The 15,892-nt window shown below is 40.7% G+C and carries 13 protein-coding genes; all 13 read left to right on the plus strand.

The window, feature by feature from the left end; translation table 11 throughout:
- Positions 1–86: 86 nt before the first annotated feature.
- On the plus strand, positions 87–824 hold the full coding sequence (locus HMPREF9144_RS12165; RefSeq protein WP_006046433.1) for a nucleotidyltransferase family protein: 738 nt from the start codon (positions 87–89) through the stop codon (positions 822–824).
- The gene (locus HMPREF9144_RS12170; RefSeq protein WP_006046434.1) at positions 812–1,600 is read left to right on the plus strand and encodes a hypothetical protein; all 789 of its coding nucleotides are present in this window, start codon (positions 812–814) and stop codon (positions 1,598–1,600) included. Before HMPREF9144_RS12165 ends, HMPREF9144_RS12170 begins: the two co-directional genes overlap by 13 nt.
- Positions 1,601–1,647: 47 nt before the next feature.
- Entirely contained in the window at positions 1,648–2,604 is a 957-nt protein-coding gene (locus tag HMPREF9144_RS12175) for a CDP-alcohol phosphatidyltransferase family protein (RefSeq protein WP_006046435.1), read from the plus strand.
- A gap of 6 nt (positions 2,605–2,610) precedes the next feature.
- Positions 2,611–3,312, plus strand: a complete 702-nt coding sequence (locus tag HMPREF9144_RS12180; RefSeq protein WP_006046436.1) for an HAD family hydrolase — start codon at positions 2,611–2,613, stop codon at positions 3,310–3,312.
- Between the two features lie 272 nt (positions 3,313–3,584).
- On the plus strand, positions 3,585–4,892 hold the full coding sequence (locus HMPREF9144_RS12185) for an inositol-3-phosphate synthase (protein WP_006046438.1): 1,308 nt from the start codon (positions 3,585–3,587) through the stop codon (positions 4,890–4,892).
- Positions 4,876–7,458: a DUF5686 family protein gene (locus HMPREF9144_RS12190; protein ID WP_006046439.1), complete on the plus strand. Its 2,583-nt coding sequence runs from the start codon at positions 4,876–4,878 to the stop codon at positions 7,456–7,458. Before HMPREF9144_RS12185 ends, HMPREF9144_RS12190 begins: the two co-directional genes overlap by 17 nt.
- Before the next feature lie 764 nt (positions 7,459–8,222).
- A complete protein-coding gene (gene bamK / locus HMPREF9144_RS12195; RefSeq protein ID WP_006046441.1) occupies positions 8,223–8,861 on the plus strand; it encodes a BamK family beta-barrel-assembly machinery protein in 639 nt (212 codons plus the stop codon).
- A 67-nt stretch (positions 8,862–8,928) separates the two neighbouring features.
- Positions 8,929–10,320: a phosphoglucosamine mutase gene (gene glmM, locus HMPREF9144_RS12200; protein WP_006046442.1), complete on the plus strand. Its 1,392-nt coding sequence runs from the start codon at positions 8,929–8,931 to the stop codon at positions 10,318–10,320.
- A gap of 11 nt (positions 10,321–10,331) precedes the next feature.
- Positions 10,332–10,946 carry a ribosome biogenesis GTP-binding protein YihA/YsxC gene (yihA, locus tag HMPREF9144_RS12205; protein WP_006046443.1) on the plus strand — a complete coding sequence of 205 codons (615 nt, stop codon included), beginning with the start codon at positions 10,332–10,334 and terminating at the stop codon, positions 10,944–10,946.
- Positions 10,947–10,949: 3 nt separating this feature from the next.
- Positions 10,950–12,731, plus strand: coding sequence for an ABC-F family ATP-binding cassette domain-containing protein (locus tag HMPREF9144_RS12210; protein ID WP_006046444.1), 1,782 nt, complete (start codon positions 10,950–10,952; stop codon positions 12,729–12,731).
- A gap of 81 nt (positions 12,732–12,812) precedes the next feature.
- On the plus strand, positions 12,813–13,235 hold the full coding sequence (locus HMPREF9144_RS12215) for a DoxX family protein (protein WP_006046445.1): 423 nt from the start codon (positions 12,813–12,815) through the stop codon (positions 13,233–13,235).
- 835 nt (positions 13,236–14,070) lie between these two features.
- Positions 14,071–14,253 carry a hypothetical protein gene (locus HMPREF9144_RS13130; RefSeq protein WP_006046446.1) on the plus strand — a complete coding sequence of 61 codons (183 nt, stop codon included), beginning with the start codon at positions 14,071–14,073 and terminating at the stop codon, positions 14,251–14,253.
- Positions 14,254–14,271: 18 nt separating this feature from the next.
- Positions 14,272–15,753 carry a leucine-rich repeat domain-containing protein gene (locus HMPREF9144_RS12220; RefSeq protein WP_040595820.1) on the plus strand — a complete coding sequence of 494 codons (1,482 nt, stop codon included), beginning with the start codon at positions 14,272–14,274 and terminating at the stop codon, positions 15,751–15,753.
- Positions 15,754–15,892 lie beyond the last annotated feature (139 nt).

Raw genomic sequence — 15,892 nt, forward strand, 5'->3', positions numbered from 1 at the left:
ATTCAGTTTTCGTTTTCCATTTAAAAGACGTATCTTTGTGTTTCCAATAAAACAATAATAATACCCATTGTGTAGAGAAACAAGCTATGAAGTACGCCATTATTGCAGCCGGAAACGGTTCAAGACTTGCTAAAGAGGGCATAACAGTGCCAAAGCCATTGGTACAAATCAATGGCGAAACCCTTATAGACCGCCTCATACGGGTGTTCTGCAACAACAATGCAACCGAAATAGTGGTGGTTTGCAACGAAGAAATGACCAACGTAGCAACGCATCTCGCCCACATACAGCAACACAAACTAAAAGACAAGAACACCACATTGCGCTTTATAGCAAAATCGACACCCAGTTCTATGCACAGCTTTGAAGCCATTAGTAAATGGCTAACACACGAGCCTTTTGTGCTAACAACGGTAGACACCATTTTCAACGAAAACGAATTTAAAACATACATAGACGCTTTTACAAAAGCCATTGAAAACGGCGTACAAGCATACATGGGCGTAACACCATTCGTTGACGACGAAAAACCTCTCTATGTAGGCACCGACAACAACCTGAATATTACAGGATTTTACGACCAAAACATTCACAACTGTTCCTACATATCGGGAGGCATATACGGACTACACCCCAAAACACTACAAACCTTACACCACTGCATAGAACAAAACAATAGCAGAATGAGAAACTTTCAGCGCGCACTAATTGCCGATGGATACAAAACAATAGCACACGTGTTTACAAAAGTACTCGACATTGACCACGCTGCCGACATAGAAAAAGCAGAAATATTTTTAAACAACACCACATGCAAACCATAGCAATACAACGCGATACACGCTTCTCGCCCCATTCGGTAGAAAAAGACTACGACATTCTGGCTGCCGTAGCACAACCATTGAATGCAAAAATAATTGCCGAAAACAACCTTAAAGCACACCATTTAGCAGAAGCAAACATTATATTGAATATGGGACGACTGCCACACACATTGCAAATGATAGAAAAATATGCAGCACAAAAATGTGTGGTGAACCCAACAAACGGCATACGCAACTGCCAACGTAGCCTTATTACAAAGCTAATGCGCAATGCCAACATACCCATTCCACCACAAGAGGGCAACAAAGGCTATTGGTTAAAACGTGGCGACGAGGCTGCACAGTCGGAAAACGACATTATATATTGTGCCAACAAAAACCAACTGCAACAGGCAAAAACAGCTTTTAGCAAACGAGGCATAACAAACACTGTGGTACAAGCACACGTAGAGGGCGATTTAGTGAAGTTCTATGGCGTAAACAACACCCACTTCTTTCGCTACTACTACCCCACCGACGACGGTATAACCAAATTTGCCGACGAACAACACAACGGCACCGCACACCACTTTCCATTCCAATGGAAAGCACTGGAAGCCACAGCCAACCACATTGCAACACTTGCCAACACACCAGTGTACGGAGGCGACGCCATTGTAACAGCAGAAGGAACATTCTACATTATTGATTTTAACGATTGGCCCAGCTTCTCGCGCTGCAAAAACGAGGCTGCAAAAGCCATTAACCTATATGTTGCAATGCAACTGAAAATATAAAAACAAAACATTCAGACAACACTCTTACACAGCAACAAATTGCAAAAATGAACATAGAAAACAAAAAATTTGGCGAGCTATTAAAAGCTTCTATGAAATCGGACGACACCGAAGAGTGGCTCGACATACACTTTACACGCCCCATAGGTTTGGCTTTCGCCCTACTGTGGCATCGCTTAGGTGTAACACCCAACACCATAACACTTCTGTCAATAGTGCTGGGCATAGCAGCAGGAGCAATGTTCTACTTTCAAAATCTGTACTATAATATAATAGGTGTAATACTCTTGATATTAGCAAACCTCTGCGATTCAACCGATGGGCAACTCGCCCGACTCACCAACCAGCGGTCTATGAAAGGACGATGCTTAGACGGTTTTGCAGGCGACACATGGTTCGTTGCTATCTATCTTGCCATCTCGCTACGACTCTGGCACCAACCAATGCCGGGAACAGCCGAACAATGGGGCCCACTCGCATTAGCATTAGCAGCCATAGCCGGCATAGTTTGTCATTCGCAACAAAGCTCACTAGCAGACTACTATAGGCAAATTCATCTCTATTTCTTAAAAGGCAAAGCAGGGTCAGAACTGGATAGCTATGCAGCAGAACACGCCATTGTAGAAAGCCTAAAAGGAAAGAAAGGCAGATTCTGGGACAAAGCATTTCACAACAACTACCAAAACTATTGTAAAAGTCAGGAACGACGCACACCCGAATTTCAGAAACTACAACACAAACTAACCGAACGATACGGTCAGAACGTAGAAAACATACCAAGCGAATGGAAAGAACAGTTCCTTAAAGGTAGCCGCCCGCTTATGCCACTCACCAACTTCTTAACGTTCAACTCGCGCGCAATCATTATATACATCACAGTTTTGGCAAACTGCCCATGGGTATATCTCATTATAGAAATAGTTGTTTACACCGCAGTTTACATGTATATGCACAAACAACACGAAGAACTTTGTAAAACAATGTACCAACAATTAAACACCTAACACACTATGATAGAAGGATATATATTCGACTATGGTGGTACCATAGACACCGCTGGCTGCCATTGGGGCATAAAAATATGGCACACATATCAGCAACTTAAACTACCCATAACCGAACAACAATATCGTAAAGCCTACGTCTATGCAGAACAAACGTTAGGCAAAACACCCATAATTCAGCCCAACTTCACATTCCGCCGCACATTAGAAGAAAAAATAAAACTACAGTTCCAATATCTGCAACGGCAAGGAATAATTGCAGAAACAGGCTTCGCATTTGCCAAAAACTACACAAACATAGTAGAAAAAATATACGCAGACACTGCAGAAACCACACAACAAAGCAAGAAAGAACTATTGAAACTTAGAAATAAATATCCACTCGTACTGGTAAGCAACTTCTATGGAAACATATCAGTAGTGTTACAAGAATTCAACTTAGACGGAATCTTCAGCAAAATAATAGAAAGCGCAGTGGTAAAAATACGCAAACCCAATCCACGCATCTATCAACTGGGCATAGAAGCACTACAATTGCCTGCACAAAATGTAGCAGTTGTAGGCGATAGCTACGAAAAAGATATTGTACCAGCCCACACCATCGGTTGCAAAACTGTATGGATAAAAGGAGAAAGCTGGCAAAACAACGAACCAGAACAAGGCGTGGCAGACCGCATAATAACAAGTTTGAAAGAACTAAATACATAAAGAAACATAAGAGGAAATATAATATTAAGCAGGTATCCATAAGCAATTACCAATATATTAAAGCCAGATGCTCAGTGAGTGTTCCAATAGCAAAAAAAGAAAACAACACACAGCACCACCCACAAAAGATGGCAAAACAGCAGAAAAGAGGCAGAAAAATATTAGTAAACACCAAAAAGAACAACAATAGCCAAACACATACACGCTATTTTTGAATACCTACTTGCAATAAAAAGTCTATATAACCGTTTAATATTTAAAACCAATAAATAATGAAACAAGGAAAAGTTGCACCCGCAGAAGGTAAATTAGGAATTATGGTTGTGGGGTGTGGAGCCGTTGCAACTACTTTTATGACCGGAGTTCTAATGGCACGCAAAGGCTTAGCAAAGCCTATTGGAGCAATGACACAATACGACAAAATTCGTGTTGGAAAAGGAAACAACAAGAAATATCTACACTACAAAGACATTGTACCTATTGCCGATATGAATGATATCGTTTTCGGCACATGGGACGTATATCCACAAAACGCTTATCAAGCTGCCGTTTACGCCGAAGTTCTAAAGGCAAAAGACATTGAGCCTGTACGCAGCGAGCTAGAAGCTATAAAACCATTTAAAGCTGCCTTCGATAAGAACTATGCAAAACGCATAGACGGCGACAATGTGAAGAAAAACCTTACACGCTGGCAAATGGTAGAGGAACTACGCAAAGATATAAGAAACTTCAAACAGGAAACAGAAGTGAGCCGCGTAGTGGTACTATGGGCTGCATCTACAGAGATATATGTGCCATACGAAGAAGACTACCACAGCACGTTAGAGAAGTTAGAAACAGCAATGAAAGCCGACGATTGCGAACACATTGCTCCATCAATGTGTTATGCACATGCAGCACTAACAGAAGGCTGTCCATTTATAATGGGAGCACCAAACACCACTGTAGATATTCCGGCAATGTGGCAATTGGCTGAGAAAACACGTATGCCAATTGCAGGAAAGGACTTTAAAACTGGGCAGACACTCGTTAAATCGGGATTCGCACCCATCATAAAAACACGCTCGTTAGGTCTCAACGGCTGGTTTTCAACAAATATTCTGGGCAATAGAGACGGACTCGTGCTCGACGAACCTGCTAACTTCCGTACAAAAGAGGTAAGCAAACTGTCTACATTAGAAACCATTTGCAAAGCCGATGAACAACCAGACTTGTATGGAAACATATATCACAAAGTACGAATAAACTACTATCCGCCACGCAACGACGACAAAGAAGGCTGGGACAATATAGACATCTTTGGGTGGATGGGCTATCCAATGCAAATTAAAATAAACTTCCTCTGCCGCGACTCTATACTCGCAGCACCGCTATTGTTAGACCTCGCGCTACTAAGCGACCTTGCTGCACGAGACGGACGCTATGGTATTCAACGCTTCTTAAGCTTCTACCTAAAAAGTCCAATGCACGATTTTACACGCGGAGAAGAGGCTGTAAACAACCTATTTGAGCAATATACAATGCTCAAGAATGCAATCCGCGAAATGGGCGGCTACGAAGCTGATGAAGAAATTGACTAACATAACACAAAAAATACGAGTAGCAAGAATAGCGTTCTTGCTACTCGGACTATTCATTGGGATAACAACTACAACGGCGCAAGAACTGCATTGCACCGTGATTGACGCTCAAACACAAGACACTATTGCGTATGCAAATGCCACATATAGAAGTCTAAAAATTACAACGGCTGCTAATCAGCACGGCATTTTTAACATTGCAAGGCACAACGGAGAACTACTCGAAATTACATCGGTGGGATATAAACCACGAAAAATAAAAATCACAGAGAAAACTCCAGACAATGTTCTCATAACATTAATATCGTCGTCGAAACAACTGGAAGGCGTTGTTATAAAAGCCAAACGACGACACCGCTACTCCAGAAAAGATAATCCGGCTGTAGAACTTATGCGAAGGGTTATAGCGGCTAAGCACAAAACAAACTTAAACAACCACGACTTCTATCAATACGATAAGTATCAGAAGGTTACAATGGCATTAAACAACATTACGCAGGCACAATTAGAAGTGGGAATGTTTAAGAATGCACCGTGGCTAAGAGAGCAAGTGGAGATGTGCCCCTACAATAACAAAATGATTCTACCTATATCGGTAGACGAAACCGTTACGCAACACATATACAGAAAGAATCCTAAAGACGAAAAAGATATAATAAAAGGACAAAGCACAAAGGGTATTTCGCAACTCATTCAAACTGGTGATGCCATTAATACGGTTGTGAAAGACTTGTTTAAGGATATTGACTTGTACGACGACCAAATTGATTTGCTACAAGCACGATTTCCATCGCCAATTGGTTCGGCTGCTATTTCGTTCTACCATTTCTACATAGACGATACATTAAAAGTGGACAACGATGAGTGCATTCGACTACAGTTTATGCCTGCAAACCCACAAGACTTTGGATTCAGAGGCGAGTTATATGTGCTAAACGATAGCTCCTTACACGTTAGAAAGTGCGATATGCAACTACCAGCAGGAACTGGTGTAAACTTTGTTGCGGCTATGAAGTTTAAACAAGAATATAGTAAACTGCCTGAAAGTGGCGAGTGGGTGCTTACAAAAGATGATATGATGGCTGAATTGGAGTTGGTTAGCATGCTACGACAAATACTTGTAGTGCGCACAACCAGTCTGCAAAACTATTCGTTTAACACTATCGACCCACAGCTATTCAAGGGGAAAGCAAAGAAAACTTACGACCCTAACGCAAAAATGCGCAACGATGAGTTTTGGGCACAGCACCGTAGTACCACACTAAGCAAAAGCGAACAAAACATGGGCAACTTTATTAAACGCATGGGACAAACAAAGGGCTTTAAAACCGTGATGTTTGCAGTGAAAGTTTTTGCAGAGAACTTTATAGAAACTGGCTCAGATAAAACACCAAGCAAAATAGATATTGGTCCGATAAATACATTTCTATCCAAAAACTACATCGATGGTATTCGGTTAAGAGCGGCAGCACGAACTACGGCTAACCTTAGTCCACACTGGTTTGCTGAGGGATATTATGCCTACGGAACAAAATCTAAGAATCATTATTATGGCTCTAAACTAACATACTCGTTTAATAAACCTGAGTATCAACCCACTGAGTTTCCTATTCGTACACTATATATTGAATCGGGAAGAGACTTAGAATCGCCTTCAGATAAATATTTGGTGCACAACAAAGACAATATTTTTATGGCGTTCCGACCGGTTAAGGTTGAAAAACTTTACTTATATAACAGGCAAAAGGTGGGCTTTAAATGGGAAACAGACTATGGGTTGGCTACACAGTTAGAACTAAGTACCGAAAGTAATAAACCAATGGGAAAACTGGTTTACGAACGTATGAATGGTTCGCTGGTCTACAAAGTGCGCACAACATCGTTCACCATTGGTCTCGACTACCGACCCGGACAAACTTACATAAACTCTAAACAGCAACGATTCGAGGTTAATGCAGATGCACCAAAGTTCACACTAACGCACACCTTCGGCATAAAAAATATGCTGGGCGGAGAGTTTAACTACAACTTAACCGAACTTTCTGCATATAAACGTATATGGTTTGGAAGCTGGGGAAAATTAGACGTTCGCATAAAAGCAGGCGCACAGTGGAACAAAGTGCCTTACTATCTGCTAATTATGCCACCTGTTAATACATCGTTCTTCGAACATCAGGGGTCGTTCAACCTTATGGAAAATATGGAATTTCTTAACGACCGATATGCACAATTCAACCTTGCGTGGGATTTGGAAGGAAAAATATTCAACCGCCTCCCACTTATTAAACGACTAAAGTGGCGCGAATATATTGCATTTAAAGGAATGTGGGGGCATCTCACCGATAAGAATAACCCATTGTTGCCACAGAATGCTGCCGACACAAAGCTGTATAAGTTTCCAGAAGGCACCAACGTTATGAACAAAAATCCTTACTTGGAACTTGTAATTGGTGTACACAACATATTTAAAATGTTCGAGGTTGATTACGTCCGACGTCTTACCTATACTAACTTACCGGGCATTTCTAAACATGGAATTCGCTTCGGGTTCAACTTAGTTTTCTAAAATAATAATGCCAACACCCTCACGCACACAGCGTGGGGGTTTTTCATTGTGTGTAACACCTGTTCATAGACACACCGTGAGGCGTAGGGGCGAACGTGGACAAATGCACCAATCATTAAACAGATTTGGTGGAATGAACGTGGACAAATGCAACCATCATTAAACAGATTTGGCGGAATGAACGTGGACAAATGCACCAATCATTAAACAGATTTGGCGGAATGAACGCTGACAAATGCACCAATCATTAAACATATTTGGTGGAATGAACGCTGACAAATGGCGCATTGAAAAATATTAGAAACTATCGTTAAATATCAACCACTTACGTTTTAGATATCTGTAACGTGCGGTTTAGACGTCTGAAACGATTGCCACAGACGTCTGTGAATTGCGGTTTAGATATCACAAAAAACTACAGCCTTTATGTCCCTATTGCGCAATGCATAAAATGCAACAATCCAAATAACGCATATACCTTTTTTTATGCTGCAATATATTGTGCTATGCACTCTTATAAACTGCTGACCAACAATATGTTTCTAAAAAAATGGTAACGTCTGAATAGAATTTCTTACAATTGTATCCCCTCCTCTCCAAATATTTTAAATGTCCGAAGCATAACGCCTCTTTTTGTAACACAACACAAACGAAACAAAACCGAATTACAATATTTTATATATTTTATGGCATCACTTTACACGTGTTTTTGTTTTATTTTGCTACCTTTGCAATCAATATATAAGGAAACAGAAATATAGCAAATGAAGAAGATTATCTTTCTACTTGCCATCGTGTTAGGTGCAATTGCCATTACATCGTGTAGCGATAACGACTCTTACGACAAACAATTGAAACGCGAACGCAAGTCTATAAATACGTTTATAGTAAAACATGGAATAAACGTTATATCGGAAGCCCAGTTCGAAAAGCAAGGCAACAAAACCGATGTAAGCAAAAACCAGTATGTTCTTTTAAACAATTCGGGCGTGTATATGCAAATTGTTAACGAAGGAACAGGCGAAAAACTAAAAAACGGCGAAACAGCAACCGTGCTCTGTAGGTTCGACGAAACCAACGTGCAAGGCGATACGTTGATGCTATCTAACAGAAACTTGCGATGGGACGGTATAGTAGACAAGATGTTAGTTACGCGAACCAGTGGAACGTTTACAGCCTCGTTCGACAAATCTTCGAGCCTTATGGCACAAGTATATAAAAGCGAATCGGTGCCAAAAGGTTGGTTAGTGCCACTACCTTACATAAAACTGGGTCGCATAACAAGCGCTACCGACCAGTTAGCACACGTGCGCTTAATTGTTCCATCGGCACAAGGACAAAGCTTTGCAAGCAAAGAGGTGCTTGCATGTGCATACGACATAACTTTCCAAAGAGGAGTGTAACAACAAAAAAACAACAAACACGCCACGACTACACACACGTTGTCGTGGCTTTAAACTTATATAGAATATGACACTAATAAAGTCTATTTCAGGAATACGTGGTACCATAGGCGGACCAACGGGTAACACTTTAAATCCACTTGACATTGTAAAATTCACATCGGCTTACGCTACTTACATTGCAAGTAAGCAACCAGGAAAAAAGCTAAAAATAGTTGTCGGACGCGACGCACGCATCTCTGGCGAAATGGTAAAAAATGTAGTGTGTGGCACACTTATGGGTATTGGAGCCGACGTTGTGAACATTGGCTTGGCAACCACACCAACCACCGAACTGGCTGTGCGCATGGAAGGCGCCGACGGAGGCATTATAATTACAGCTTCGCACAACCCACGCCAATGGAATGCACTGAAATTGCTGAACAACGAGGGCGAATTTCTAACAGCAGCAGACGGAGCAGCCGTTTTGGATATTGCAGAAAAAGAAAACTTTAACTATGCCGATGTAGACCAATTGGGTAGCTACAAAGAAGACAACTCGTTTGACCAACGACACATAGATGCCGTAAAAGCATTAGAATTGGCAGACTTAGACGCTATTAAGAAACGCAAATTTCGTGTTTGTGTAGACACTATAAACTCCGTGGGAGGTGTTATTCTGCCTAAATTGCTACAGCAAATTGGAGTGGAATATACGCTACTAAACGGCAATCCAACAGGCGATTTCGCTCACAACCCTGAACCAATAGAGAAAAATCTGGGCGGTATTATGGCAGAAATAAAGAAGGGCGGATACGACCTTGGTATTGTTGTAGACCCCGATGTGGACCGTCTGGCTTTCATACGTGAAGACGGTGTTATGTACGGCGAAGAATACACACTGGTAAGTGTGGCAGACTACATTCTCGACCATGTAAAAGGAAACACCGTTAGCAATCTATCATCAACACGAGCACTACGCGATGTTACCGAAAAACATGGCGGAAAATACTACGCTGCCGCTGTTGGCGAAGTGAATGTTACTACAAAAATGAAAGAAGTGGGAGCTGTTATTGGGGGCGAAGGCAATGGCGGTGTAATATATCCAGAAAGCCATTACGGACGCGATGCACTGGTAGGAATAGTGCTCTTCCTTAGTTCGTTGGCACAAAAAGGCATCACAGCAAGCCAATTGCGTAAAACCTATCCAGAATACTTCATTGCAAAAAACCGCATAGACCTTACACCTGAAACCAACGTAGATGCTATATTGGAGAAGGTGAAACAACTTTATGGAAACGAAAAAGACGTACAAGTAACCGACATTGATGGCGTTAAGCTCGACTTCCCCACTGCATGGGTGCACCTTCGCAAGTCGAACACCGAACCCATTATACGTGTCTACAGCGAAGCCGGCACTATGGAAGAGGCAGACGCTCTGGGCAAAAAACTTATGCAGGTAGTGTACGATATGCAATAAAACTCGTTAATATGATAATAAAATCTTCAGAATTCACGCTGTCGTCGCCTTCTATAACGAAGTGTCCGGTTGATACAAAAAACGAATATGCATTTATAGGACGGTCGAATGTGGGTAAATCGAGCCTGATAAATATGCTTTGCAACCATAAAGGACTAGCTAAAACATCGGCTAAGCCCGGTAAAACATTGCTAATAAACCACTTTATAATTAATAAAGAATGGTATATAGTAGACCTTCCCGGCTACGGCTATGCAAAGAATTCGAAGACTGTGCGCAACAAACTCGAACAGATGATTGCGCAATACATATTGCAACGCAAGCAGCTCGTGAACGTATTCGTGCTTATCGACATACGCCACGAGCAGCAAAAAATAGATCGTGAGTTCGTAGACTGGTTGGGGCAAAGCAATATACCTTTCTCTATAGTGTTTACAAAAGCCGACAAACTATCGGTGGGAAAGGCTAAAGCCAACGCCGAAGCATGGATAAAACAGTTGGAGGACACGTGGGAAACTACACCGCCATACTTTATTACATCGGCAGAAAAGAAAAGTGGTAAAGAAGAATTGCTAAACTATATAGAAGCCATAAACGCTTCTGTTGCTAAAGATACTGCCAAATAAGCTATGGCACAAATTCCTTATTTAGACGTTCAAAAACTATCTAAGCGTTTCGGAGCGCAAACACTGTTCAACGAAATTTCTTTCTCTATTGCAGAAGGACAACATGTTGGACTAATTGCGAAAAACGGAACAGGAAAGTCTACCCTACTCTCTATTCTCACAGGAAAAGAAGGCTACGAGTCGGGAGCCATCATTTATAGAAACAACTTGCGTGTGAGCTGTTTGGAACAAAGCCCTGCATTCAATCCGGAAGAATCGGTACTTGATGCGTGTTTCAATCACAAGGGCGATCCCGACAAGGTGCTAAAGGCAAAACAAATTCTTACCACACTAAAAATAACCAATCTGAACCAACCAATGGGACAGCTTAGTGGCGGACAGCAAAAGCGGGTTGCACTGGCTAACGTGCTGATATTGGAACCCGATTTGCTGATTCTTGACGAACCTACCAACCACCTCGACCTGGAAATGATTGTTTGGTTAGAAGGATTTTTAGCAAGAGGAAACAAAACGCTACTAATGGTTACACATGACAGATACTTTCTGGACAATGTGTGTAACATTATTCTCGAACTCGACAACCAAACCATCTATACATATAGGGGAAACTATTCGTTTTATTTAGAAAAACGACAAGAGCGAATTGCCAACACACGGGCAGAAATTGCACGGGCTAACAACTTATACAGAACAGAATTAGAATGGATGCGAAGGCAACCGCAAGCACGCGGACACAAGGCACGCTACCGTGAAGAGGCTTTCTACGAACTGCAAACAAAGGCTCTACAACGAATAGAAGAACGACAAGTAAGGCTAAAGGCTTCTAACGTTTATATTGGTAGCAAAATTTTTGAATGCCAATATGTTTCGAAAGCGTTCAACGAAAAGGTAATTCTAAAAGACTTCTACTACAACTTCGCACGCTTCGAAAAAATGGGAATAGTGGGAAACAACGGCACCGGAAAGTCTACTTTCATTAAAATGTTACTTGGAATTGTAAAGCCCGACAATGGTAAATTCGACATAGGAGAAACTGTAAAGTTTGGCTACTTTTCGCAAGAAGGACTGAAATTCAAAGAAGAACAAAAGGTGATAGACATTATTACCGATATTGCCGATTATATTGACCTGGGAGGCGGACGACACATGACGGCATCGCAATTCTTGAACTACTTTCTGTTTACACCCGAAATGCAACACAACTATGTGGCTAAACTGTCGGGAGGAGAAAAACGAAAGCTATATTTGTGTACCGTATTAATGCGAAACCCTAACTTCTTAATTCTTGATGAGCCTACTAACGACCTTGATATACAAACACTTCAAATTCTTGAGGAATATCTGCAAGACTTTCCTGGCTGTGTTATAATTGTATCGCACGACCGCTATTTCATGGATAAGGTTGTAGACCATCTGCTTATTTTTAAAGGTAACGGACAAATACAAGACTTCCCCGGCAACTATACGCAATATAGGGAATACGAAACTTTAAAAAGCAAAGATACCATAGATGACAACAAAACTAAAGAAAAGAAAACCACAACACAGCGCAACTATCACAACGATACGCGCAAACGAATGAGCTATAAAGAAAAACGAGAATACGAAATGCTTGCAAACGAAATTGAAAAACTAAACAACGAGATTGCAAAAATGGAACAACAACTATGCTCTGGCTCGCTCGCGGTAGAACAACTTACACAAATTAGCATTAGTTTGCCAAAAAAGAAAGACGAATTAGACGAAAAAGAAATGCGCTGGTTAGAACTTTCTGAATTAGAATAAACAACACATACACACACCACACACACCTATTCTGTATATATATAAATAAGGTGTAGAATGTAAAATAAAAAAAACTGAATTATGATATTTAACAACAACTTTATGCGCAGCAACAACTTTGGTTTGCTGCTTCTTAGACTTAATGTTGGCGGACTAATGCTGTTTCACGGAATAGCAAAAGCAATGGGAGGATACACATTTATAGAGAAAATGCTCGAAAACATCGGTCTCCCATCATTCATAGCATGGTTCTCCGTAGCAGCCGAACTTATAGGCTCTATAATGATAGTGTTAGGCATCTGGACACGCGCAGCAGCAACCATAATGGTAGGAAACATGGTGGTTGCCATATTAATGACTCACGCAACACATATATTTAGCATAGATGCAACCACTGGCGGCTGGGCAATAGAACTACCCATGCTCTACCTCTTAGGGGCAGCAACTCTATGTTTCACAGGCGCAGGCAAATTTGCCATAACCAAAGGAGGAATACTCGACTAAGCAACACTTTGTTTTCGCAATGCCAAAAACGTAAAAAAATGCACACCTAAAATTGCAAACACATTGCCGTTTTGCGCATTGCGAACACAATAAACAAAAATAAAACAAACCACACCAGATAAAGATAGCAAACAAAAAAACAGAAATAATTGTACCAACAAAAAAAGAAAACCAACGTAACAATATACATTCTAATAAAACCAAACGCACAGAAACACATTGCTAATAAGCAATTTACAATAGCAAACAACACAACATAGCACAGCACAAAAGACCCCCCATTCAGCAACCCAATAAACACCTTTAGAACGCCACAAAACCGAACCATAAAAACAGCAATTTGCTATGACGTCTAAAACAATTGCGAGAGACGTCTAAAACAATCGTTACAGATATCTAAAACAATTGCGAAAGACGTCTAAAACACAATCGACACAAAAAAACAATAAAACACAAAAAACACAACGCCCACCCCACCATATAAACCATAAATAGAAATTATGATGTTACATTTGGCTGGTTAAGTCTACAGAAAATTCACCATAAAACGAATTTCTTAAAAAAAACAGAAAATATTTGCAATTGTAAAAATATTCATGTAGATTTGCGACAAGAAGTCTTAAATTAACAGACGTAGTAAAGCATATAGTCGGTAAACATATCATCACAAAGCCATAGTTACAGAAAGGAGGACACATTGATTATGGTACCTATTTATTAACCCTTAAAACACAACAGTTATGAAAAAGACCTACTTTTTTTAACCCTCGTCTTTGGCTTTACCTGCATTTTAAATATACAGGCACAGAGTTTTGAAACGGATATTACAAAAGTTTTGTCGCAAGACGAAACAGTATTATCGTTCAACAAAAATGAGGCAAATAATATTTCTGGTATCTTCGCAAGTGGAAGCATAAAGTTCACCTCGCCCAATGGAAATGTTAGAATATTGGCGGCAGATCAGTATGGATATGAGAAACTCATCTATGAATCATTTCCCTCCTCCTTATTATATTAATCATAAATTCAATAAATTATGAAATCAAGACTTTACTCAATACTATTGTTGCTGATATGCACAATGACAGCCCAAGCGCAGGAATATCACGTGGAAACTCCAGGTACGTTGCAAGAAGTGATAGGACCGGGAGCCGAAGAACTCACCCGTATTCGTGTAACGGGAACACTTAACGACAGAGACATTGCTTTTCTACACCACCTGTGTTGGCCTGGTGTTCCAAAGCCTACAGGAATGAAAGTTGAGAAGTTTTTGAAAATAATGCAGGAAAAAGAAGATGACTTCAAAACGAACCTACGTCATTTAGATTTGGAAGATGCTCGTATGGTGAATGATGCTCTGCCCGATAAGGCTTTTTATTTCAGTTACATCAAAGACTATAAACTACCCAAAACGCTCAAGAAAATAGGCAAGGGAGCCTTTAGTTACAATGTGCTTCTCAAAGAGTTGATTATTCCCGAAAGTGTGGAAGAAATAGGTAAGAATCTGCTTTTTTATAGCGTAGAAATAAGAAAGGTTAAACTCCCCGAAAAGCTTAAGGTCCTTAATGAATTATTGTTTGGAAATTGCATAAAGTTGGAAGAGGTTAATATTCCATCGGAAGTTAGAGAGATATACAGTGGTGTTTTTTATGGCTGCCTCAAAGCCCCTGCCTCTATTGCCATTTTACCTGAAACAGTTGAAATCTTGGATGGCGCGGCATATTATGGGATTAGAACGATTGAAGAAGTGGTAGTACCCAAGAATGTGAGAGTGTTAAGGGGTGCTTTCGACGGTATGGGAGGATTGCGCAAGGCAACAATTCTTACCGATAAATTAACCGAGATAGGAGATGATACTTTTTATTGGTGTGAAAATTTGGAAGAAGTGAATATTCCGGACGAAATCACACGAATTGGCAAAAGAGCTTTTTTTTGGAACCTTAAACTTCATAAGATAGAAATTCCCTCCTCTGTCACACGCATCGAAGAAAATGCCTTTGACAGTGCACCTTTGGATTCCATTGACATTCCGGCAGGTGTGACCTTTATTGGCAGGAATGCGTTTTGGAACAATCGCAATCTGAAAAAAGTTTATTCCCGTCCGATTACTCCTCCTAAAACAAATGAACCTACTGCTATTTCTCCATATTTACCATTCGAAGATTGTAATGAAGAGTTGGTAACTCTCTATGTTCCGAAAGGCTCAGCCGATGCCTACCGTGCCTCTGAGGTGTTTTCGGAGTTCAAGAATATTGTAGAGTTGGAGGCTTGGCAATGGCCGACTTCCATCAGTACGCCAACCATGCCGACCGATGCATACAAGGTGTACGGAAAGGATGGCACATTGCATATCGAGACAATAGGTGGTGCCCATGACCCTGCATTCGTAAATGTATATAATATCAATGGACAGGTTGTTTGGAAGGGACAAGTGTCTAAACGTATGGAAGTTCCTTTACCACAAGGAGTATATGTTGTGAAGATAGGAAAAAGAAACTACAAGGTTTCATTAACCTGAGCCTTATCGGCTTCATATATGGCTATATTGTATATGTATATTTGATGATTTGTGTGAGTTTAAAACAGAAAGTTCTTCTCAGAATTGAGACTTGCTTTCGTACTCTTGCCAGCAACCTACATAGATAATCAGGCTGCTG

Source organism: Prevotella pallens ATCC 700821, assembly GCF_000220255.1.
In the GTDB taxonomy this organism is placed as follows: domain Bacteria; phylum Bacteroidota; class Bacteroidia; order Bacteroidales; family Bacteroidaceae; genus Prevotella; species Prevotella pallens.

Bases quoted from the DNA above. Each gene is read 5' to 3' on its own strand.
- HMPREF9144_RS12220 (WP_040595820.1), top strand. From the start codon at position 14,272: ATGAAATCAAGACTTTACTCAATACTATTGTTGCTGATATGCACAATG.
- glmM (WP_006046442.1), top strand. From the start codon at position 8,929: ATGACACTAATAAAGTCTATTTCAGGAATACGTGGTACCATAGGCGGA.
- HMPREF9144_RS12180 (WP_006046436.1), top strand. From the start codon at position 2,611: ATGATAGAAGGATATATATTCGACTATGGTGGTACCATAGACACCGCT.
- HMPREF9144_RS12210 (WP_006046444.1), top strand. From the start codon at position 10,950: ATGGCACAAATTCCTTATTTAGACGTTCAAAAACTATCTAAGCGTTTC.
- yihA (WP_006046443.1), top strand. From the start codon at position 10,332: ATGATAATAAAATCTTCAGAATTCACGCTGTCGTCGCCTTCTATAACG.
- bamK (WP_006046441.1), top strand. From the start codon at position 8,223: ATGAAGAAGATTATCTTTCTACTTGCCATCGTGTTAGGTGCAATTGCC.
- HMPREF9144_RS12165 (WP_006046433.1), top strand. From the start codon at position 87: ATGAAGTACGCCATTATTGCAGCCGGAAACGGTTCAAGACTTGCTAAA.
- HMPREF9144_RS12175 (WP_006046435.1), top strand. From the start codon at position 1,648: ATGAACATAGAAAACAAAAAATTTGGCGAGCTATTAAAAGCTTCTATG.
- HMPREF9144_RS12185 (WP_006046438.1), top strand. From the start codon at position 3,585: ATGAAACAAGGAAAAGTTGCACCCGCAGAAGGTAAATTAGGAATTATG.
- HMPREF9144_RS12190 (WP_006046439.1), top strand. From the start codon at position 4,876: ATGAAGAAATTGACTAACATAACACAAAAAATACGAGTAGCAAGAATA.
- HMPREF9144_RS12170 (WP_006046434.1), top strand. From the start codon at position 812: ATGCAAACCATAGCAATACAACGCGATACACGCTTCTCGCCCCATTCG.
- HMPREF9144_RS12215 (WP_006046445.1), top strand. From the start codon at position 12,813: ATGATATTTAACAACAACTTTATGCGCAGCAACAACTTTGGTTTGCTG.